The sequence below is a fragment of the Paenirhodobacter sp. CAU 1674 genome (assembly GCF_029222945.1).
GTDB lineage: Bacteria > Pseudomonadota > Alphaproteobacteria > Rhodobacterales > Rhodobacteraceae > Rhodobacter.
In genome coordinates, this window is record NZ_JARHUH010000005.1 from 56,146 (window position 1) to 78,170 (window position 22,025).

Annotated in this window: 16 protein-coding genes; 9 read left to right on the top strand and 7 right to left on the bottom strand. The window is 66.2% G+C overall.

The window, feature by feature from the left end; translation table 11 throughout:
• Positions 1 to 75 precede the first annotated feature (75 nt).
• From coaBC to P2G62_RS08470, 4 genes are all read left to right on the top strand, one after another.
• The gene (coaBC, locus tag P2G62_RS08455; protein WP_275734450.1) at positions 76 to 1,278 is read left to right on the top strand and encodes a bifunctional phosphopantothenoylcysteine decarboxylase/phosphopantothenate--cysteine ligase CoaBC; all 1,203 of its coding nucleotides are present in this window, start codon (positions 76 to 78) and stop codon (positions 1,276 to 1,278) included.
• 123 nt (positions 1,279 to 1,401) lie between these two features.
• Positions 1,402 to 1,872 (top strand): dUTP diphosphatase, encoded by a 471-nt coding sequence (gene dut, locus P2G62_RS08460; RefSeq protein ID WP_275734451.1) that lies wholly within the window; start codon positions 1,402 to 1,404, stop codon positions 1,870 to 1,872.
• A 3-nt stretch (positions 1,873 to 1,875) separates the two neighbouring features.
• A complete protein-coding gene (gene moeB, locus P2G62_RS08465) occupies positions 1,876 to 2,916 on the top strand; it encodes a molybdopterin-synthase adenylyltransferase MoeB (RefSeq protein WP_275734452.1) in 1,041 nt (346 codons plus the stop codon).
• A gap of 77 nt (positions 2,917 to 2,993) precedes the next feature.
• Positions 2,994 to 5,012 (top strand): M3 family metallopeptidase, encoded by a 2,019-nt coding sequence (locus tag P2G62_RS08470; RefSeq protein WP_275734453.1) that lies wholly within the window; start codon positions 2,994 to 2,996, stop codon positions 5,010 to 5,012.
• A gap of 100 nt (positions 5,013 to 5,112) precedes the next feature.
• On the opposite strand, the gene P2G62_RS08475 is transcribed toward P2G62_RS08470, so the two are convergent.
• Together P2G62_RS08475 and P2G62_RS08480 are read right to left on the bottom strand one after the other, a co-directional pair.
• Entirely contained in the window at positions 5,113 to 5,997 is an 885-nt protein-coding gene (locus tag P2G62_RS08475) for a cation diffusion facilitator family transporter (protein ID WP_275734454.1), read from the bottom strand.
• Positions 5,998 to 6,045: 48 nt separating this feature from the next.
• On the bottom strand, positions 6,046 to 6,603 hold the full coding sequence (locus P2G62_RS08480) for an SH3 domain-containing protein (RefSeq protein ID WP_275734455.1): 558 nt from the start codon (positions 6,601 to 6,603) through the stop codon (positions 6,046 to 6,048).
• 185 nt (positions 6,604 to 6,788) lie between these two features.
• Here P2G62_RS08480 and P2G62_RS08485 point away from each other — a divergent pair, with 185 nt between their 5' ends.
• Entirely contained in the window at positions 6,789 to 7,775 is a 987-nt protein-coding gene (locus P2G62_RS08485; protein ID WP_275734456.1) for a D-glycerate dehydrogenase, read from the top strand.
• Positions 7,776 to 7,936: 161 nt separating this feature from the next.
• Positions 7,937 to 10,438, top strand: a complete 2,502-nt coding sequence (locus tag P2G62_RS08490; protein WP_275734458.1) for an FAD-dependent oxidoreductase — start codon at positions 7,937 to 7,939, stop codon at positions 10,436 to 10,438.
• Between the two features lie 88 nt (positions 10,439 to 10,526).
• Here P2G62_RS08490 and P2G62_RS08495 read toward each other — a convergent pair whose 3' ends face one another.
• The 5 genes from P2G62_RS08495 to carB form a co-directional block, all read right to left on the bottom strand.
• Positions 10,527 to 11,357, bottom strand: a complete 831-nt coding sequence (locus P2G62_RS08495; RefSeq protein WP_275734459.1) for a GH25 family lysozyme — start codon at positions 11,355 to 11,357, stop codon at positions 10,527 to 10,529.
• Between the two features lie 114 nt (positions 11,358 to 11,471).
• A complete protein-coding gene (locus tag P2G62_RS08500; RefSeq protein ID WP_275734460.1) occupies positions 11,472 to 12,002 on the bottom strand; it encodes a hypothetical protein in 531 nt (176 codons plus the stop codon).
• An 81-nt stretch (positions 12,003 to 12,083) separates the two neighbouring features.
• Positions 12,084 to 12,428, bottom strand: a complete 345-nt coding sequence (locus tag P2G62_RS08505) for a carboxymuconolactone decarboxylase family protein (RefSeq protein ID WP_275734461.1) — start codon at positions 12,426 to 12,428, stop codon at positions 12,084 to 12,086.
• A 93-nt stretch (positions 12,429 to 12,521) separates the two neighbouring features.
• Positions 12,522 to 13,595 carry an FAD-dependent oxidoreductase gene (locus P2G62_RS08510; protein WP_275734462.1) on the bottom strand — a complete coding sequence of 358 codons (1,074 nt, stop codon included), beginning with the start codon at positions 13,593 to 13,595 and terminating at the stop codon, positions 12,522 to 12,524.
• A gap of 267 nt (positions 13,596 to 13,862) precedes the next feature.
• Positions 13,863 to 17,195 (bottom strand): carbamoyl-phosphate synthase large subunit, encoded by a 3,333-nt coding sequence (carB, locus tag P2G62_RS08515; protein ID WP_275734463.1) that lies wholly within the window; start codon positions 17,193 to 17,195, stop codon positions 13,863 to 13,865.
• Between the two features lie 282 nt (positions 17,196 to 17,477).
• On the opposite strand from carB, the gene aspS reads away from it, so the two are divergent.
• The 3 genes from aspS to P2G62_RS08530 all read left to right on the top strand — a co-directional run bounded on the left by aspS (position 17,478) and on the right by P2G62_RS08530 (position 21,958).
• Positions 17,478 to 19,256 (top strand): aspartate--tRNA ligase, encoded by a 1,779-nt coding sequence (gene aspS, locus P2G62_RS08520; RefSeq protein WP_275734464.1) that lies wholly within the window; start codon positions 17,478 to 17,480, stop codon positions 19,254 to 19,256.
• Between the two features lie 106 nt (positions 19,257 to 19,362).
• Positions 19,363 to 20,739: a DUF1800 domain-containing protein gene (locus P2G62_RS08525; RefSeq protein ID WP_275734465.1), complete on the top strand. Its 1,377-nt coding sequence runs from the start codon at positions 19,363 to 19,365 to the stop codon at positions 20,737 to 20,739.
• 4 nt (positions 20,740 to 20,743) lie between these two features.
• Positions 20,744 to 21,958, top strand: a complete 1,215-nt coding sequence (locus P2G62_RS08530; protein ID WP_275734466.1) for a DUF1501 domain-containing protein — start codon at positions 20,744 to 20,746, stop codon at positions 21,956 to 21,958.
• Positions 21,959 to 22,025: the final 67 nt, after the last annotated feature.

The following is a 22,025-nucleotide window of genomic DNA, read 5'->3' on the forward strand; positions in this document are numbered from 1 at the left end:
CTGCCAAGGCGGGCAGGGCGCTTGCGTGCCACGCCCCCGGCCCCTAAACCTTTGGGAAACCGGGGAGGGCAGACAATGCTGGCGGGCAAGACGATCCTTTTGATTATCGGCGGCGGGATTGCGGCGATCAAGACGCCCGAACTGATCCGCAGCTTGCGCGCGCAGGGCGCCGCGGTGGTGCCGGTGCTGACCCGCGCGGGGGCCGAATTCGTCACGCCGCTGAGCATTTCCGCATTGGCGGGGCACGCGGTGCATCAGGATCTGTTCGATCTGACGACCGAGGCCGAGATGGGCCATATCCAGCTATCCCGCGCCGCCGATCTGGTGGTGGTCGCCCCTGCGACGGCCGATCTGATGGCGAAGATGGCGGCGGGGCTTGCCAATGATCTGGCCTCGACCCTGCTGCTCGCGACCGACACGCCGGTGCTGATCGCGCCCGCGATGAATGTTCGGATGTGGCAGCACGCGGCCACGCAACGCAACCGCGCGCAGCTGGCCGCCGACGGTATCCGTTTTGTCGGCCCCGCCGAGGGCGAAATGGCCTGCGGCGAGTTCGGCCCGGGGCGGATGTCGGAACCCTCTGAAATTCTAGCGGCGATCGAGGCGGCGCTGAGCGACGGCCCCCTCAAGGGGCGGCATGTTCTGGTGACCTCTGGCCCGACGCACGAGCCGATCGACCCGGTGCGGTATATCGCCAACCGCTCGTCGGGGGCGCAGGGCACGGCGCTGGCAGCCGCGCTGCGCGATCTGGGGGCCGATGTCAGCTTCATCACCGGCCCGGCCACGGTGCCGCCGCCCGCGGGTGTGCGGGTGATCCGGGTCGAAACCGCCCGGCAGATGCTGGCGGCCGTGCAGGCGGCCTTGCCCGCAGATGCCGCGGTATTCGCCGCGGCCGTGGCCGACTGGCGGGTCGCCAATGCCGCCGACAAGAAGATGAAGAAGGACGGCACCGGCAGCCTGCCCGCGCTGGAATTTGCCGAAAACCCCGACATTCTGGCCACCGTCAGCCAGATGAAAGCCGGGCGGCCCGGCCTCGTGGTGGGGTTCGCCGCCGAAACCCACGAGGTCGAGGCCCACGCCACCGCCAAACGCGCGCGCAAGGGTTGCGACTGGATCGTGGCCAATGATGTCAGCCCCGCCACCGGCATCATGGGCGGCAGCGAAAATGCAGTGACGGTGATTGATGCGGCCGGGGCAGAGGCCTGGCCGCGGATGGGCAAGGATGCGGTCGCCCGCAAGCTCGCGTCGCGTATCGCCGCCGCTTTGGGTACTGTGTGACAGGGCGCAGCCTCCGGCGGGGATATTTCGACCAAAGAGAAAGCTGCTTTCTTTCTGGCAAAAATATCCCCCGCGGAGCGTCCGCAGAGTGGCCCGGGCGGGCCGTTTGAAAGGATCGAAACGATGAACAGTCCGGTTCTGAAGGTGCTGCGCGAAGATTGGGCCGATCCGGCCATTGCGCTGCCTGCCTATGAAACCCATGGCGCGGCCGGGGCCGATCTGCGCGCCAATCTGCGCCCCGAGGATCGCCTGCAGGGATTTACCCTGTATCCGATGCAGCGCGCGATCCTGCCCACCGGGCTGCGCGTGGAAATCCCCGAGGGGTTCGAGATGCAGATCCGGCCGCGTTCGGGGCTGGCGCTCAAGCATGGTATCGGCCTGCCCAACACGCCCGGCACCATCGACAGCGATTATCGCGGGCCGCTGGGGGTTCTGCTGATCAATTTCGGGCACGAACCCTATACCATCCAGCATGGCGAGCGGATCGCCCAGGCGGTGATCGCGCCGGTCATTCAGGCCCGCTATCAGATCGTCGAGGGGTTGAGCGACACCGCGCGCGGTGCGGGCGGCTTCGGGTCGACCGGCAAGGGGTAGGCCATGCTTGGGCTGGTGCTGATGGCGGGGGTGGTGGGCCTTGGTCTGCTGATGAAGGTGCCCGCGCGGCTGATCGCGGTGATGCTGGGCATCCTGTGGCTCGGGTTCACGGGGGTGCATCTGCTGTTCTTTGCCGCGCCGCACCCGGTGAAGGACGCCATTGGCGGCAGCCTGCCGGGGTGGCTGGGGCTTGGGGCTGTGGCGGTTCTGGTGCTGGCCTATCGCGCGCTGCTGGCGCGGCTGCGCGCGCGGGCGGTCGAGCCCGTGCAGGCCACGTCGAAACCCGGCAGCTTTTCCGAGGCTGAACTGGACCGTTACGCCCGCCACATCATGCTGCGCGAAATCGGCGGACCGGGGCAGAAGAAGCTGAAAGCCGCCCGCGTTCTGGTGGTGGGGGCAGGGGGGCTGGGCTCTCCGGTGCTGCTGTATCTGGCGGCGGCCGGGGTCGGCACGATCGGCGTTGTCGATGACGATGTGGTGTCCAATTCCAATCTGCAGCGGCAGGTGATCCACCGCGATGCCGATATCGGCATGCCCAAGGTGTTTTCGGCGCAGGCGGCGATGCTGGCGCTCAACCCGTTCATCACGGTGCATCCCTATAACCGCCGCCTGCAGGCCGAGGATGCGGCGGCGCTGGTGGCAGATTATGATCTGGTGCTGGATGGCACCGACAATTTCGACACGCGCTATCTGTTGAACGCGGGCTGCGTCGCGGCGGGCAAGCCGCTTTTGTCGGGGGCGATTGCGCAATGGGAAGGGCAGCTGTCGCTTTACGATCCGGCGCGCGGCGCGCCGTGCTATGCCTGCGTGTTTCCGCAGGCCCCCGCTGCGGGGCTGGCGCCCAGCTGCGCCGAGGCGGGCGTCGTCGGCGCGCTGCCCGGGGTGATCGGCGCCATGATGGCGGCCGAGGCAATCAAGGAAATCACCGGCGCCGGGGCCTCGGCCCGTGGCCGGTTGATGATTTATGACGCGCTCTGGGGCGAAAGCCGGCAAATCGCGGTGCGCAGACGGCCCGATTGCGCGGTCTGCGGCGGCGCGCACTGAGGCCGCAGCCGGGGCGTGGCATTGGCCCTTTTCCTTCGCGCGCCGGGGCCCTAGCTTGGGCGCAAAGGAGAGTTCCGATGACCAATCCGCTTTTGTCCGACTGGACCGGCCCGTTTGCCCTGCCGCCCTTTGCCGCGATCCACGACGAGGACTTCGCCCCCGCCTTCGACACCGCCCTGACCGAGGCCCGCGCCGCGATCAACGCGATTGCCGATGCGCCCGAGCCGCCGACATTCGCCAATACGATCGAGGCGATGGAACAGGCCGAGGCGCTGCTCGATCGGGTGTCGGGGGTGTTCTACAACTTGGCCGGTGCCGACAGCACGCCTGCGCGCGAGGCGCTGATGCGCGATCTGGCGCCGAAGATGGCGGCGTTCTCGTCCGAGGTGACGATGAATGCGGCGCTGTTCGGGCGTATCCGCACCTTGTGGGAGGCGCGTGAAACGCTGGGCCTGAGCCCCGAACAGGCGCGCGTGCTGGAACTGTATCACCAGATGTTCGTGCGCGCCGGTGCCGCGCTGACGGGGGCCGAGGCGGCGCGGATGGCCGCGATCAAGGAACGGCTCGCCGTGCTGTCCACCGCGTTCAGCCAGAACCTGCTGGCCGACGAACGCGACTGGTTCCGCCCGCTCGGCGAAGACGAGTTGGAAGGCCTCCCCGACTTCGTGATCGCTGCCGCACGCGCCGCAGGGGCCGAGCGCGGACAGCCCGGGCCAGTGCTGACGCTCAACCGTTCGCTCATCGTGCCGTTTTTGCAATTCAGCCCGCGCCGTGATCTGCGCGAAATCGCCTATGAGGCCTGGGTCGCGCGGGGCGCCAATGGCGGCGAGACCGACAACCGCGCCCATGCCGCCGAAATCCTGGCCCTGCGCGAAGAGCGTGCGAAATTGCTGGGCTTCGACAGTTTCGCGGCTTTCAAGCTGGAACCCGAAATGGCGGGCAGCCCGGCCCGGGTGCGCGATCTGCTGATGCGGGTCTGGGGCCCGGCCCGCGCCCGCGCCGAAGCCGATGCCGCGATCCTGACGCAGATGATGCATGACGATGGCGTCAACGGCGATCTGGAGGCCTGGGACTGGCGCTATTATTCCGAAAAACGCCGCGTGGCCGAACATGATTTCGACGAGGCGGCGCTGAAACCCTATCTGTCGCTCGACGCAATGCTGGGCGCGATGTTCGACACGGCCACGCGGCTCTTTGGGCTGGAATTCCGCGAAATCGAAGGCCCGTTCTATCACCCCGACGTGCGCGGCTGGGAGGTGACCCGCAAGGGGCGTCACATCGCGGTGTTCCTGGGCGACTATTTCGCGCGTGCCTCGAAACGTTCGGGCGCGTGGTGTTCGGCGATGCGCTCGCAAAAGAAACTGGGCGGCGAGACCCGGCCGATCGTGGTCAATGTCTGCAACTTCACCAAGGGCGAGCCCGCACTGCTGAGCTATGATGACGCGCGCACGCTGTTTCACGAATTCGGCCACGCGCTGCACCAGATGCTGTCGGATGTGACCTATCAGTTCATCTCGGGCACCAGTGTTGCGCGCGATTTCGTCGAACTGCCCAGCCAGCTTTACGAACATTGGCTGGAGGTGCCCGCGGTTCTGGAAAAACACGCGCGGCACTGGCAGACGGGCGAGGCGATGCCCGCGGCACTGCGTGACAAGCTGCTGGCGGCGGCAACCTACGATCAGGGCTTTGCAACGGTGGAATATGTCGCCTCGGCGCTGGTCGATCTGGCCTTCCACGAAGGCGCAGCCCCCGCCGATCCGATGGCGATGCAGGCGCAGGTTCTGGCCGATCTGGGCATGCCCAAGGCCATTCGCATGCGCCATGCGACCCCGCATTTTGCGCATATCTTTTCGGGCGACGGCTATTCGGCGGGCTATTACAGCTACATGTGGTCCGAGGTGATGGACGCTGACGCCTTTGCCGCCTTTGAAGAGGCAGGGGATGTGTTCGACCCGGCGATGGCCGACAAGCTGGAAAAATTCATCCTTTCGGCGGGGGGCTCGCAGCCAGCGGATGCGCTTTACACCGCGTTCCGGGGGCAGATGCCGGGGGTCGAGGCGCTGCTGAAAGGGCGCGGGCTGCTGGAGCCTGCCTGAAATCGCCTCCGGCGGGAGTATTTGGACCAGGAGAAACGCAGGCCTTTCACTTTGGTTCAAATATCCCGGGGGTCCGGGGGCAGGGCCCCCGGCGCGGGGGTCAGTCGTGCCAGACATCCTTGTGGATGATCACATCGGCCTGCGGATAGGCCTCGATGATCGCGCGTTTCAGGCTGGCGGCGATGGCATGGGCCGCCGACAGGCTCTGCGCGCCGTCCAGTTCGATATGCAGCTGCACGAAGATCCGCGCTCCGGCGGTGCGGGTCTTCAGATCGTGAAAGCCGCGCACGCCGGGCCAGATTTCGGCGATTTCCGCGATGCCGTCGATGATCTCTTGCGGGGCTGCGCGGTCCATCAGCGCGTCCCAAGCGCTCAGCCCGATATGGATCGCGCCGCGCGCCATGATCGCGGCGGCGGCCAGGGCCACGAGGCTGTCCACCTTGGTCCAACCAAAGCGCACGGACATCCACAGTGCCGCAATCGCCCCCAGCGTCGGCAGCAGATCGCCCACATAATGCAGCATATCGGCGGCCACGACCCGGTTTCCCGTGCGTTGGGCGACGCGGTATTGCCAACCGACCAGCCCGGCCGTGACCAGCGCGGAAATCGCCATCACCGCAATGCCGATGCTCTGCGCTTCCAGGGGCGCGGGGGCGGGGGCCAGAAGCCGCCCGATGGCGGCTGCGGCAATTGCCCCGGCCGAGCCCAGGATGAACAGCGCCTGCCCCAGCGAGGCCAGATCCTCGACCGAGCTGTGACCGAAGGCGTGATCGTCATCTGCCGGGCGCGCGGCATAGATGATCGCGCCCAGCCCGGCCCCCGAAATCAGCAGGTCCATCGCGCTGTCGGCCAGCGATGCGGCGATCGAGAGTGCGCCGGTCTGCCAGAACGCCCAGAGTTTCAGACCGACCAGCAGCCCTGCCACCGTAACCGAGGCCAGCCCCGCCGAAAGATTCAGGCGGGTGTCACTGTTTGAATAGGGCATGATCGGCTCCTGAGTCGCAGGCGCTTTTGCCTACCCCCTGAGGCGGGGTTAGTCACGCAGTTCCTCGGGGGAAACCCCCCAGATCGCGGTTTTGGGCACCCATCCGTCGGCAGTGTCGGCACTGATTTCGCACCAGTCGCGGGTGCAGTCGCCCAGTTTCGCGATCGCCCCGGCCTCGGCCAGTGCGGCCACGGCCGAACTGGGATCGGCCCGCACATGCAGTTCGGTCATGTCCTCTTCGACGATCACGGTGCGCACCCCGGAAATCAGCGAGTAATGCACCCAGCCGCCCGCACCGTCGCGGTCCTCGACCCGGCGCCAGTGGCCGAATTCGGCCGTCACCCGCAGCGGCATGCCGGCATGGGTGAAGACCCAGTCGATACGGTGGCTCAGCGAAGGGCCGCGCCGCGCGTTGCCTTCGGAGCCCTTGAGCGAGACATAGCGCGGCAACGGCAGATTCGTCACAGGCCCGCGTCCGGTTTGCGCGGCCACCGCGGCGGCCACGGCCATGTCATCGGGGGGGGCGCCATCTTCTTCTTCCTGCGCCTGTCCGGGACCGGCCAGCCCCAGACCCAGAATTATCGCCAGCATCCAGCTGTTGCGCATCGCCCGTCTCATCATTTTTGCCCCAAATGTTCGCTTTTGGACGTAGTCTCAAAACGGTCACGCAAGAAAATTGCGCTAACACGCCAAAAAACGCCATTATTGCTCGGTCAGGGCCTTGTGTCTTGCCCCGTTGGAGGTCACTTTGCACCCAAGATGAGGCCATTGGAAGAGAGGAGAGCCCCACCATGCCCGCACCGCGGCTGAGTGTTGTCGTGACGCGACGGTTGCCCGAGGTTGTTGAAACCCGGATGAAGGAGCTGTTCGATGTGGAGCTGCGCAGCGAAGATGCGCGCATGACCCGCGAGGAGTTGATCGCGGCGATGACGCGTGCCGATGTGCTTGTGCCATCGCTGACCGATCATATCGACGCAAACATGCTGGCCGCCGCCGGAGACCGGTTGCGGCTGATTGCCAATTACGGCTCGGGGATTGACCACATCGACGTGACCTCGGCGCGCAGCCGCGGGGTTCTGGTGTCGAATACGCCCGGGGTGGTGACGGAAGACACCGCCGATATGGTGATGGCGCTGATTCTGGGTGTGACCCGGCGCATTCCCGAGGGGATCGCGGCGATTCAGGCCGGCAAATGGGCCGGCTGGTCGCCCTCGGCCTTCCTGGGGGGGCGGATCGGCGGGCGCAGGCTCGGGATCATCGGGATGGGCCGCATCGGTCAGGCGGTCGCACGGCGGGCGGCAGCCTTCGGCATGCAGGTTCACTATCACAACCGTCGCCGTCTGCGCCCAGAGACCGAGGCCGAATTCAACGCCACCTATTGGGACAGCCTCGATCAGATGGTCTCGCGGATGGATGTGATCTCGGTCAACTGCCCGCATACACCCTCGACCTTCCACCTGCTCAACGCCCGGCGGCTCAAGATGCTCAAGCCCACGGCGGTGATCGTGAACACCTCGCGCGGTGAAGTGATCGACGAGAACGCGCTGGTGCGGGGCCTCAAGGCGGGCGAGATCGCAGGCGCCGGTCTGGACGTGTTCGAGCATGGTTCGGAGCTGAACCCCGAACTGGTGGCGATGCCCAATGTGATGATGCTGCCGCATATGGGTTCGGCCACCATCGAGGGCCGCATCGAAATGGGCGAGAAGGTCATCATCAACATCAAGACCTTCGCCGATGGCCACCGGCCGCCGGATCTGGTGGTGCCGGGGATGGTGTGATCCCCGCGTCTGTCTGAACAGGGCCCGGAAAACGCGATGCGTTTTCCGGGCCCTTTGCTTTGCGCCGCCGATGTCGCTTTTTGCCCGAGAATGTCGGGACGGTTTGCCCGAAGCGCGCCCAACCTGTCAGAACGGGGAAAAGTCCTTGCAGGAGTGGCCCGATGAAAACCCATGTCAAAGCTCTGGTCGTCGGCGGTGGTGCCGTCGGTTGCGGCATTTCCTATCATCTGGCCAAGGCCGGATGGGAGGTGATGCAGGTCGAACGCGACGAGCTGACCTCGGGCTCGACCTGGCATGCGGCTGGGCTTCTGCCGCTGTTCAACATGGGCTATGCCACCACCCATATCCACAAGTATTCGGTCGATTTCTACAAGACGCTGGAGGCCGAAACCGGGCTGAACGCGGGCTTCTCGATCTGCGGCAACCTGCGCATGGCCCAGACGCAAGAGCGGATGGACGAATACATGCTCTATTCGAGCGTGGCGGAAACCGCCGATGTCTACCACGAATTCCTGACCCCCGCGCAGATGAAGGAACGTTGGCCGCTGATGCGCACCGACGATCTGAAAGGCGCGCTGTTCCACCCGCAGGACGGCTATATCAACCCCGCCGATGTGACCCAGGCGATGGCCAAGGGCGCGCGCCAGCGCGGCGTGGATATCGTGCGCAGGATGCAGGTCAACGCCTATCGCTGGACCGGCAGTGAATGGGTCGTCACGCTGGAAAAGATGGTGGAAAAGGGCGGCAACCTGGTCGGCTCGGGCGAGCTGGTCGAGGTGCATGCCGAGCATGTCGTGACCGCCACGGGCAACCACGCGCAGCGCACCGCGCGGCTGTTGGGTATCAAGATCCCCGCGATCCCGGTCGAGCATCAGTTCATCGTGACCGAGCCCGACCCGATGCTGCAGGCCTGGCGCGCGGCGGGCAACCCCGAACACCCGGTGCTGCGCGATGCCGACGCGAAATGGTATGTGCGCGAGGAACGCGGCGGCTGGATTCTTGGCCCCTACGAGCGCGGGGCTCCGGCGCGGTTCCTCTATGACGTGCCCGAAACCTTCCGCGCCGATCTGTTCCCGCTGGATCTGGAGCGGATCGAAGAAGAATACATGTCGATGATTCATCGTCTGCCCAGCTCGGAAACCGTGGGGCTGAAAGACGATTTCAACGGCCCGATCTGCTACACCCCCGACGGCAACCCGCTGGTGGGCCCCGCACCCGGCCTGCGTAACATGTGGCTGGCCGAGGGCTTCAGCTTCGGCATCACCGCGGCGGGCGGCACCGGTTATTACCTTGCGCAGCTGATGACCGAGGGCGAGGCCGAGATCGACATGGCCAGCCTCGATCCCAAACGCTACGGGTCGTGGATGACCACCGAATATGCCGCGCGCAAGAATGAGGAATGCTACGAGCATGTCTTCATCCTGCATCACCCGGATGAGGAGCGCGAAGCCTGCCGTCCGCTGCGCACCGCGCCCGCCTACGACCGCCAGCTGGCACTTGGTGCCCAGATGGGGCAGGTGAACGGCTGGGAACGCCCGAACTATTATGGGCCCCTCGATGCGCCTGCCGATTTCGACCACAATTCGCGCAGTTTCCGCCGCGGCGCCTGGTGGCAATATGCCGAAGCCGAGGCCCGCGCGATCCGCGAAACCGCGGGCATCATCGACGCCTCGGCCTTCACCAAGCATCTGGTGCGTGGCCCCGGCGCGACGGCGTTCCTGGACCAGTTCACCACCAACAAGCTGCCGAAGGTGGGGCGCATCAACCTGACCTATGCGCTGACCGATGCGGGCACGACGCGCACCGAATACACGATCGTGCGGCTGAAGGATGATGAATATTACCTGATTTCGGCCGGGGCCTGGACTGCCTATGATGGCGATTTCCTGATGAAATCCATCGAAGATTTCATCGCGGCGGGCGGGGCGCATGTCGATTGCCACGACATCACCACGCAATGGGGCGTCTTCGCGCTGGCCGGTCCCAATGCCCGCGCGATCCTGAACGAGGTGGTGAAGGATGCGTTCCCGGAAACCGTGCTGAGCAACAAGCGCTTCCCCTGGCTCAGCTATCGCGACATCGAACTGGGCATGTGCCCGGTGCGCGCGGTGCGCGTGGCCTACACGGGTGAACTCGGCTGGGAATTGCACCACCCGATCGAGATGGGCCGCTATCTGTGGGATCTGCTGCTGAAGGCGGGCGAGAAACACGGGCTCAAACCCGTAGGCGCGCGGGCGCAGAACTGGCTGCGGCAGGAAAAATCCTATCGCGCCTTCGGCACCGAACTGGGCCGCGATGCCACCCCGCTGGAAGCCGGACTCGACCGTTTCGTCGATCTGGACAAGGAATTCCGCGGCAAGGCCAAGATGCTTGAAACCGGGATCCGCGCGAAATGCGTCACGCTGCTGATCGACGGGCCGGCCGACGCCGACCCTTGGGGCAAGGAGGCACTGATCCTTGACGGCAAGAAGATCGGGCGCCTGACCTCGGGCGGATATTCGGTCGCGTTCGGCAAGCAGATCGGCATGGGCTATGTCCGCCCCGATCTGGCCGAAGTGGGCACGAAGCTGAAGGTCAAGATGCAGTTGCAGGAATGGGATGCGGTGGTGACCGAGGACAGCCCGCACGACCCCAGCAACGCCCGTATCCGGCAGGACGGCTGAGGCAGGGGGCTTCGGCCCCCTTCTTCTTGGCGAAAATACTCCGGGGGTGCGGGGGCAGCGCCCCCGCGCGTCTGTCCCCTGCGGCCCGCTAGTTCTGCCGCCGCGCGGCAAGCCAAGCGGCCCATTCCGCGGGACCGCCCGCAAAGGCGTTCAGATCGACCGTTCCGCCGATGCCCGGCACAACCCCGGTGCCGGTATATTGCCAGAAGGTCCAACTCGCGCCCGGGTACCGCACCGAGGGGTGGTCCGCGACTGAGCGCAGCCAGAAATCATAGCCCCGCATTTGGCCCAGATCGTTGTCGGCCCAGAAATCCACCGTGGTATAGATGACCGGCGTGACGTGGTAATGCGCGCGCAGGATTTCCAGGAAGGTGCGCATCTCGGCGCGGACCTTGGCCGGATCGGGGCGCAGTTGGCAGCTGGGCGATGTGTGATTCCATTCGATGTCCAGCACCGGCGGCAGATCGCCCTTCACCCGCGGGACATTGCGGATGAACCATTCGGCCTGCTCGGCGGCGGTGCGGCAGAAGTAGAAGAAATGATAGCCCCCCACCGGCACCCCGGCGGCGCGTGCGGCCCGGGCGTTGGGCGCAAAGCCGGGGTCGATGCGGTCGCCGCCTTCGGTGGCCTTGAGCCAGGCGAAGGATACGCCCGCGGCCCGCGCACGGGGCCAGTCGATCAGCCCCTGATAGCGGGCCGCGTCGATGCCATGCACGCCGTGATAGGCGGGCGTGATCCCGGCCCAGTCATGCGGCGCGGTGTCGCCGAATTGCCCGGGGATGCCTTCGGCGCGATAGGCCGCAGGGTCCAGCAGGGCAGGGGCCATCAAGGTGCCCTGTTTCGGGCCGCTGTCACCGCCACAGCCCGCCAGGGCCAGGGCCAGGACTGCAATTGCCGAAATAAGCCGTGATCTGCGCATCGCATCCCCCTGTTTCGCCTGTGCAGCATCGCGCCAAAAAGCCCGGCTGTCACCAGACAACCGGGCCTTTTGGCGGAAACCCGCGAGGGACGAGCGGGCCTCCGAACTTCTTGCTTAGGGCCGCCCGAAATCGGCCGTGGTCAGGACACCGTCACCGTTCCGGTCGCGCATCGTGAACCAGCCATCGGTGCCTGTGATGAATTCGGCTTCGGTGACGGTGCCATCGCCGTTGGAATCAAACAGCCGCATGCCCTGCGCTGCGGGTACATCCAGCCCCGTCAGCGGATTCACCGGCCCCTTGCCCATGCCCAGCCCTTTGCCGGGGCCCTTGCCTGGCCCCATGCCGGGCGGCGGTGTGCCCGCGGGCAGGTTGTGACCGGGGCCTTTGCCGGCCTCCAGCTGCATCGCCTTGTGTTCGTCAATCCCGGCCAGTTCCTCGTCCGAGAAGGTGCCGTCACTGTCCTGATCGAACATCACGAAGATATTGCCGCGCTGTTCGCGGGCCTCGGCCCGCGTGACCTTGCCGTCACCGTCAAGATCCCATTGCAGCATGAAATCCTCACCCGGAACGAAAGGCCGGGTCTGTGCCTGTGCGAGACCGGCACAAAGGCTAAGGGCGGCAGCAACTATGAGGGCGCGTTTCATGGCCAGATCCTTTGCAATCATCTGATTGCATAAACGCGACAGCCCGCAACTTCCGCCGCGGGCCGTCAAAGTGCCGCAGGCTCAGCCCTTGGCGGCGGCCAGCTCATCCCAGCAGGCCAGCGCGTGACCGGCATACATCATGCCGGGGCCGCCGCCCATCTGAATGGCCATCGCCAGCACGTCGCCCAGCTCTTCACGCGTGGCGCCGGAATTCATCAGCGCTTCGACGTGGAACATGATGCAGGGTTCGCACCGCAGCACCACGGCCATGCCAAGCGCCACGAATTCCTTCTGCTTCACATCCAGCGGCCCGTTTTCCTTCACCGCTTTGGACAGCACGCCAAAGCCCTTCATGGTGTCGGGGATCGCTTTGCCAACTTCGCGCAGTTCGTTGCGCACGTCATCGAGTTTTGCCTTGTAGCCCATGGCTTTCTCCTGTTCGTCATCTGAGGTGGGTTGTGTCACGCGCGCCGCGTTGCGGCATTGACCTGCGTCAATTAACCGCTGGTATACAAATGTTTATCTGAGCCGGTCCGGGGCCAGGGCCGCGATCGTTTCGGGAGGCAGTGCGGGCGCGCGCCCGGCGATCAGATCGGCAGCCAGCTGGCAGGCGGCCGGTGCGGATTGAAAGCCATAGCCGCCTTGCCCGGCCAACCAGAAGAATCCCGGCGCCTGCGGATCGTGGCCGATCACCGGCGCGCGGTCGGGCGCGAAGGTGCGCAGCCCGGCCCAGTTCGCCAGCATCCGGGTCACCGGCGCGGTCACCATCGCCTCATAGCGCGCCAGACCCTCGGCCAGAACCATGTCGTCGGCAAAGGCGTCGTGCGGTTCCATCGGGTCGGCATCGGCGGGCGAGACGATCACCGCGCCCGCATCGGGTTTCATATACCAGTCTTCGTTGCCGCCAATGACCATCGGCCAGCCCGACACGTCATGCCCGCCGGGGGCGGGCAGCCGCGCCATCGAACGACGGCAGGGTTGCAGGCCGATGGGGGCCACCCCCGCCAGTGCCGCGATCTGGTCGGCCCAGGCCCCGGCTGCGTTGACGATCAGCCGCGCGGTATGGACCTGCCCGCCCGCCGTCACGGCCCAACCCGCCCGGTCCCGGGTGATCCGCGTGACCGGGGCGGCGGTGCGTATCTGTGCGCCCTGTGCCCGCGCCTCGCGCGCGAAATTCTGGATCAGCAGATCGGTGTCGATGTCCCAGGTCCGGGTGGTATGGCCCGCATAGGCCACGGTTTCGGGGTTCAGGATCGGCACCATCGCGCGGGCCTGATCGAGGCTCAGTTCCTCCAGCTCGAAGTCGTGCAGATGCGTCTCGAACCGGGCGCGTTGGCCGGGGCCATCGACGAACATCAGCCCGCGCGGGGCCAGCGTCCCGGAGGCCTGGAAATACTCGCCCGAGGCCTGCGACAAGGCCACCACCGCGGCATTGCCGTAATGCGGCGCATACAGCGCGGCCGACCGGCCAGAGGCATGGTAGGCAAGGTTTTCTTCGCCTTCCACAAGAAGAACCCGGCCAAGCGGGGCCAGCCGCGCCGCCGCCGAAACGCCCGCGATACCGCCGCCGATAATCAGAAAATCATGTTCCATGGCGGGACTGTGCCATGCGGTCGCGGCCAAGGAAAGGGGCTGTCCATGGGCCGGGCGCGGGCGTAGACTCGGCCCCGAAAACGCGTGACTCAGGAGGTTCCGATGAAAGTTCTTGTGGCGCTTGGTCTGTGCCTGGCACTGGCCGCCTGCGGCAACGGCATCCCGCTGATCCCGTTCATTTGACCAAGGCGGGGCAGCCCGCGATGCGCCGGGCAACAAAGAAAAAGGCGCGCCCGCGGGCGCGCCTTTTCATGTCCGATCCCAAGATCACGCCTGCAGCGGGCGGACCGAGATTTCCCCTTCTTCGCGCGATTTCATCGCGGCGACTGCGGCGATCGAGGCTGCGGCGGTGGTGAAATAGGGGATCTTGTCATACAGCGCCACGGCGCGGATGTCGCGGCTGTCGCTGACCGACTGGCTCGAGTCGGTGGTGTTGAACACCAGCGCGATGTCGCCGTTCTTCAGCCGGTCCACGATGTTCGGGCGGCCTTCATAGACCTTGAGCACCGCTTCGGCCTCGACGCCGTTTTCTTTCAGCCAGGCGGCGGTGCCGCGGGTGGCGATCAGGCTGAAGCCCATCGCGATCAGGTCGCGCGCGGCCTGCGCCAGCTCGGCCGATTTGTCGGCATCCTTGATCGAGAAGAACACGCGGCCTTCGGTCGGCAGCACGGTGCCCGCCCCCAGCTGCGCCTTGAGGAAGGCGCGCGGGAAGTTGCGATCCCAGCCCATGACCTCGCCGGTCGAGCGCATTTCCGGCCCCAGCAGCGTGTCGACACCCGGGAAGCGGGCGAAGGGCAGCACGGCTTCCTTCACCGAGAACCACGGCGTGTTCGGATCGGCCAGCGTCAGCGGATCGGCGAAGGGCAGGTCGGTTTCCGGACCCACACCTTCGGGGTAGGGCGCACGCTGCGGGAAGTTGGCCATCGGCTCGCCCGCCATCAGGCGCGCGGCGATCGAGGCGATCGCGCTGTCGGTCGCCTTGGCCACGAAGGGCACGGTGCGCGAGGCCCGCGGGTTCACCTCGAGCACATAGATCACGCCGTCCTTGATCGCGAATTGCACGTTCATCAGGCCGACGACCCCAAGGGCCAGCGCCATCTTCTCGGTCTGGACCTTGAGTTCGGCCACCGTTTCGGGGCTCAGCGAATAGGGCGGCAGCGAACAGGCGCTGTCGCCCGAATGGACGCCCGCCTCTTCGATGTGCTGCATGATGCCCGCGACATGAACGGTCTTGCCGTCGGACAGCGCATCGACGTCGACCTCGATCGCGCCCGACAGATAGCTGTCAAGCAGCACCGGGCTGTCGCCCGAGACCACAACGGCGGTGGCGATGTAGCGTTTCAGATGGTCCATGTCGCGCACGATTTCCATCGCGCGGCCGCCCAGAACATAGGACGGGCGGATCACCAGCGGGAAGCCCACGCGCTCGGCGATCTGGATCGCCTGCGCCTCGGTCGAGGCGATGCCGTTGACCGGCTGTTTCAGCCCCAGACGGTTCAGCAGGTCCTGGAACCGCTCGCGGTCTTCGGCCAGGTCGATGGCGTCGGGGGTGGTGCCCAGGATCGGAATGCCTTCGGCTTCCAGCGCATTGGCCAGTTTCAGCGGCGTTTGCCCGCCGAATTGCACGATCACCCCGTGCAGCGTGCCGTTTTCCTGCTCGACCCGCAGGATTTCCATCACATGTTCCAGCGTCAGCGGCTCGAAATACAGACGGTCCGAGGTGTCATAGTCGGTCGACACGGTTTCCGGGTTGCAGTTGACCATGATCGTTTCGTAGCCGGCCTTGGTCAGCGCGAAACAGGCGTGGCAGCAGCAATAGTCGAACTCGATCCCCTGACCGATCCGGTTGGGGCCGCCGCCCAGGATCACGACCTTCTTGCGATCCGAGGGCCGCGCCTCGCATTCCACGTCGCCCATCGCCGGGGCTTCGTAGGTCGAATACATGTAGGGGGTCTGGGCCTCGAATTCGGCGGCGCAGGTGTCGATGCGCTTGAACACCGCGGTCACGCCCAGATTGCGGCGGGCACGGCGCACCTGCGCCTCGTCGCGGCCGGTCAGCTTGGCCAGACGGGCATCGGTGAAGCCCATCATCTTCAGCGCGCGCAGGCCCTTTTCGTCCAGCGGCAGGCCGGATTTGCGGATCTGCACCTCGGCATCGACGATCTCGCGGATGCGCGCCAGGAACCACGGGTCGAACGAGGTGGCCGCGACGATGTCGTCGTCTGACAGCCCGTGCCGCATCGCCTGCGCGATCAGGCGCAGCCGGTCGGGCGTCTGCACCGAAATCGCCTTGATCACGGCGGCGGTGTCGGGCGCGCCGGGAATTTCGATTTCGTCAAAGCCGGTCAGGCCGGTTTCCATCGACGCCAGCGCCTTTTGCAGCGATTCGTGGAAGGTGCGGCCAATCGCCATCGCCTCGCCCACCGATTTCATGGCGGTGGTCAGCTCGGGCTTGGAGCCCGGGAATTTTTCAAAGGCGAAGCGCGGGATCTTGGTCACGACATAGTCGATGGTCGGCTCGAAGCTCGCCGGCGTGACCTTGGTGATGTCGTTGTCCAGCTCGTCCAGCGTGTAGCCAACTGCCAGTTTCGCGGCGATCTTGGCGATCGGGAAGCCGGTGGCTTTCGACGCCAGCGCCGAGGACCGCGACACGCGCGGGTTCATCTCGATCACGACCATGCGGCCATCGACCGGGTTGATCGCCCATTGCACGTTCGAACCGCCGGTTTCGACGCCGATTTCACGCAGCACGGCGATCGAGCCGTTCCGCATGATCTGGTATTCCTTGTCGGTGAGCGTCAGCGCGGGCGCGACGGTGATCGAGTCGCCGGTATGCACACCCATCGGGTCCACGTTTTCGATGGAACAGACGATGATGGCGTTGTCGGCTTTGTCGCGCACCACCTCCATCTCGTATTCTTTCCAGCCCAGCAGCGATTCATCGACCAGGATCTGCGCCACCGGCGAGGCATCCAGCCCCGAACGGCAGATCGCCTCGTAATCGTCGCGGTTATAGGCGACGCCGCCGCCGGTGCCGCCAAGGGTGAAGGCGGGGCGGATGATCGCGGGCAGGCCGATGTGCTCCAGATCCGCCATTGCCTGTGCGACGCCAGCGTTGATGTCGTATTTGCCATTGGGCAGTTTCGGCGCGGCCACGATGGTGGCTTTCGGGTTTTCGATGCCCAGGCGATCCATCGCCTCGCGGAACAGCTTGCGATCTTCGGCCATTTCGATGGCCTCGCGCTTGGCGCCGATCATCTCGACGCCGAATTTTTCCAGCACGCCCATGTCGGCCAGCGCAAGGCTGGTGTTCAGGCCGGTCTGGCCGCCCATCGTCGGCAGCAGCGCATCGGGGCGCTCTTTCTCGATGATCTTGGCAACGACTTCGGGGGTGATCGGCTCGATATAGGTGGCGTCGGCCATTTCCGGGTCGGTCATGATCGTCGCCGGGTTCGAGTTGACCAGGATGACGCGATAGCCTTCCTCGCGCAGCGCCTTGCATGCCTGGGCGCCCGAGTAGTCGAACTCGCAGGCCTGGCCGATCACAATGGGCCCGGCGCCGATGATGAGGATGGACTTGATGTCGGTTCTCTTCGGCATGGTGGACCCCTTGATTCTGTTCGGCAGCACGACAGGCGGAGACTGGACAGGCTCCGCGCAAATTGGTGGGGGTTATAGTCAGCCGGACGCGCGGCGCAAGGGTGAAAGGGGTCTTGCGCACGATCTGTGACGCCGGGGACGGTTGTGCCCGGGCGAAGCAACGGCCCGGAGGCCGCTTTCACCCGCGGCAGGGCGTGCAAATGCGGGGTCGCGCTTGACTTCCGGGCGCTCTCGCTGTGTATCGGGCCGACTGACGCCAAAGCCCGTTGAAAGGGGAGTCCGATGCACGCCTATCGCAGCCATACCTGTGCCGCGCTGACCGCCGCGAATGCCGGCGAAACCGTCCGCCTCTCGGGCTGGGTGCATCGCGTGCGAGATCACGGCGGGGTGCTGTTCATCGACCTGCGCGACCATTACGGCATGACGCAGCTGATCTGCGACGGCGACTCGGGCGCGTTCGCGGCGCTGGAAAAGGTGCGCAGCGAATGGGTGATCCGCATCGACGGCAGCGTGAAACTGCGCGACGCGAGCCTCATCAACCCGAAAATCCCGACCGGCGAGATCGAGATCTATGTCCGTGAAGTCGAGGTTCTGGGCCCGGCCGAGGAACTGCCGCTGCCGGTCTTCGGCGAACAGGACTACCCCGAGGAAACCCGCCTGACCTATCGTTTCCTCGACCTGCGCCGCGAGACGCTGCACAACAACATCATGCTGCGCTCGAACGTCGTGCGCTCGATCCGCAACCGGATGTGGGATGCGGGCTTCAACGAATTCCAGACCCCGATCATCACGGCGTCCTCGCCCGAAGGCGCGCGCGACTTCCTGGTGCCGTCGCGTCTGCACCCGGGCAAGTTCTATGCGCTGCCGCAGGCGCCGCAGCAGTTCAAGCAGCTGATCATGGTTGCGGGCTTCGACAAGTATTTCCAGATCGCGCCCTGCTTCCGCGACGAAGACCCCCGCGCCGACCGCAGCCCGACCGATTTCTACCAGCTTGACCTGGAGATGTCCTTCGTCGAGCAGGAAGACGTGTTCGCCGCGATCCAGCCGGTGATTCAGGGCCTGTTCGAGGAATTCGGCAAGGGCCGCCGCGTCGATGCCGACTGGCCGCGCATTCCCTATGCCGAGGCGCTGCTGAAATACGGCTCGGACAAGCCCGACCTGCGCAACCCGATCGAAATGCAGGTCGTGAGCGAACATTTCGCGGGCTCGGGCTTTGCGATTTTCGCCAAACTGCTGGAACAAGAGGGCACCGAGGTGCGCGCGATCCCCGCGCCCACGGGCGGTTCGCGCAAGTTCTGCGACCGGATGAACAAATTCGCGCAAGAACAGGGCCTGCCGGGCATGGGTTACATTTTCTGGCGCAAGGCCGAGGATGGCTCGATGGAAGCCGCCGGTCCGCTGGCGAAAAACATCGGCCCCGAACGGACCGAGGCCATTCGCGTGCAGCTGGGCCTGGGCGAGGGCGATGCGGCCTTCTTCCTGGGCGGCAAGCCCGAGGCCTTCGAGGCGGTGGCGGGGCGTGCGCGCAACGTGATCGGCGACGAGCTGGGCCTGAGCGACAAGGATTGCTTCAAATTCGCCTGGATCGTCGATTTCCCGATGTACGAGAAGGACGACGAGGGTAAGATCGACTTCTCGCACAACCCGTTCTCGATGCCGCAAGGCGGGCTCGAGGCGCTGAACGGCGATCCGCTCAAGGTGCTGGGCTATCAATATGACCTGGCCTGCAACGGCTATGAGCTGATCTCGGGCGCGATCCGCAACCACAAGCCCGAAATCATGTTCAAGGCGTTCGAATTGGCGGGTTATCCGGCGTCGGAAGTGGAAAAACGCTTTGGCGGCATGGTCAAGGCGTTCAAATACGGCGCGCCGCCCCACGGTGGCTGTGCCGCCGGCATCGACCGGATCGTGATGCTGCTGGCGGATGAAATGAACATCCGCGAGGTCATCATGTTCCCGATGAACCAGCGCGCCGAAGACCTGATGATGGGCGCCCCGTCCGAGCCGCTGAACGAACAGCTGCGCGAACTGCGCCTGCGCGTGCTGCCGAAAGAGGCCTGATCGGTCCTCACACGCAAGAGTGAGCGAAAGGGCGCCCGGCCAGACCGCGGCGCCCTTTCCTTTTGTCCGATGCTGTGGCGCAATCGGGCGCAGAAGAGGTGCCCCCATGGATTTTGCCACGCTCGCCCCCGTGCGGTTCGGATTTGGCTTGTCGCCGCGCGCGGCGGGGCCGCTGACCGTCCCCGAGATGCTGGCCGCGCTGCGCAGCGATGGGGCGGGCGCGCAATTTCCGGGCATGCAGACCGATGTCGCGCTGAAGATGCGGGTCGATTTCGTGCGGCTGAAACGGGCCGAACGCGATGATGAACCGGGCGCGGCCGCCGCGCTCAAGGCGCATAAGGCGGCCTTGCACGATGCGCTGGTCGACAGCCTGCAACTGGCGCTGGCGCGCGCGGTCGACGACCCGGCCGGGATGCGCGAGAGGCTGTTCGCCTTCTGGCGCGACCATTTCACGATTCAGGGCAAGCGGCGCGAGGATTACGCGCTGGCCGCCAGCCATGCCGAGGCCCTGCGCCTGCATCTGACCGGCAGTTTCCCGGCGATGCTGCGCGCGGCGGTGCTGCACCCGATGATGCAGATCTATCTGGATCAGACGTCCTCTTTCGGGCCCGGCTCGCGCGCGGCACGCAAAAAGCCAGAGCGGGGCTTGGGCCTGAACGAAAACCTGGCGCGCGAGGTGATCGAACTGCACACGCTGGGGGTCGGTGGCGCCTATACGCAGGACGATGTGCGCCAGCTGGCCGAGCTGTTCACCGGGCTGCGGGTGCTGGGCGAGGCGGGGACGCAGTTCAGCCCCGATCTGGCCGAGCCGGGCGCCGAGCAGGTTTTGGGCCGCAGCTTCGGCGGCGATCCCGCGCGGCTGGACGACATTCACGCGGTGCTCGACGCGCTGGCCCTGCACCCCGATACCGCCCGCCATCTGGCGCGCAAGCTGGCGGTGCATTTCGTCGGTCCCGACCCCGCCCCCGACCTGACCGCGGCGATGGCCGAGGCCTATCTGGGCGCGAACGGGGCGCTGATGCCGGTCTATCAGGTTCTGCTGGAACATCCGGGCGCGCGCGGCGACGACTTGTTGAAGGTGCGCCAGCCCTTCGAATTCATCGCCACCTCCTTGCGTGCGTTGGGGTTATCGGGGGCCGAGGTGATGGGCCTTTCGGGGGCAATCCTGCGCAAGCAGGGTTATTGGCCGCTGCGTTCGATGGGGCAGCAATGGCTTGCCCCGCGCGGGCCCGATGGCTGGCCCGAGGCCGCCGAGGACTGGATCGCGCCGCAAACCCTGTCGGCCCGGATCAACTGGGCGCTGAAGGCGCCTGCGGCGATTGCGAAAGAGCTGAGCCGCCCGCTGCCCGACGCGCGGGACTTCCTGCCGCAGGCGTTGGGGCCGCGGGTCACCGAGGCGCTTTCTTTCGCCGTCCCGCGCGCGGAAAGCCGGGCCGAAGGGATCGCGCTGGTGCTGGCCTCTCCCGAGTTCAACCGGAGGTAATGCCATGATTTCCCGTCGTTTCTTTCTGCGTGGCGCGGCGGTTCTGGGGTGCTCGGCGGCCGCACATCCGCTGCTGAGCACGGTGACACTGGCCGCAACGCCGGGCGACCGGCGGCTGGTGGTCATCATCCTGCGCGGCGCGATGGACGGGCTCGACATCGTGCAGCCTTACGGTGACCCGCTATTGGCGCAGATGCGCCCCGATCTGGCGGTCGGCCCTCAGAACGGCGCCGCCGATCTGGACGGGTTCTTTGCGCTGCATCCGGCGATGGCGGATCTGATGCCGCTGTGGGCGGCGGGCGAGCTGGCCTTTACCCATGCCGTTTCAACGCCTTACCGCGACAAGCGTTCGCATTTCGACGGGCAGGACATGCTGGAGGCGGGCACCGGCATGGATGTGCCGGTGGCGATGATCCGCGACGGCTGGCTGAACCGGTTGCTGCAATCCATGCCCGGCGCCCGGGCCGAGACCGCCTATTCCGTGGGGGCCGACGAGTTGCCGGTGCTGGCGGGGGCGGCGCCCGCGATGGCCTGGGCGCCGGATGCCTGGCTGAACCTGAGCGGGCAAGGCCGGGCGCTTTTGGAACATGTCTATCACGATGACGCCCTGTTTCGCGAGGCGGCGGCCGAGGCGATGACGATCACCGACACCCGGGCCGCCGAGGCGCTGGCCGCGCAAGACATGATGGCGCCCGCAATGCAGGGCACAGGTGCCGGGGCGCTGCAAAAGGCCGACGCGCTGGCGCAATTCGCTGCAAGCCGGCTGCGCGAGGAGACCCGGATCGCGGCGTTTTCGCTGACGGGCTGGGACACGCATCGCGGGCAGGCGGGGGCGATCCGTGGCCCTGCGGCGCGGCTTGCCTCGATGATCCTGACGCTGAAACAGGGGCTGGGCCCCGAGTGGGGCAAGACGCTGGTGCTGGCGATGACGGAATTCGGCCGCACCGCGCGGCAGAATGGCTCGCGCGGGACCGATCACGGCACCGGGGGCGCGATGGTGATGGCGGGGGGCGCGCTGCGCGGTGGCCGCGTCTATGGCCGTTGGCCCGGTCTGGCCGAGGTCGATCTCTATGCCGGGCGCGACCTGATGCCCACCGCCGATATCCGCGCCTATGCGGGCTGGGCGCTGGCGGGGATGTTCGGCGCCGACCGGGCCTTGCTGGAGGGCACGATCTTTCCCGGGCTCGATCTGGGCGGTGACCCGAAATTCCTGCTGTAACGCCCGACGCTCGCGCGGGCCACGCGGTGTTTTCCCATGTGTCACAGGTGATTGTGCCGCGCTGCGC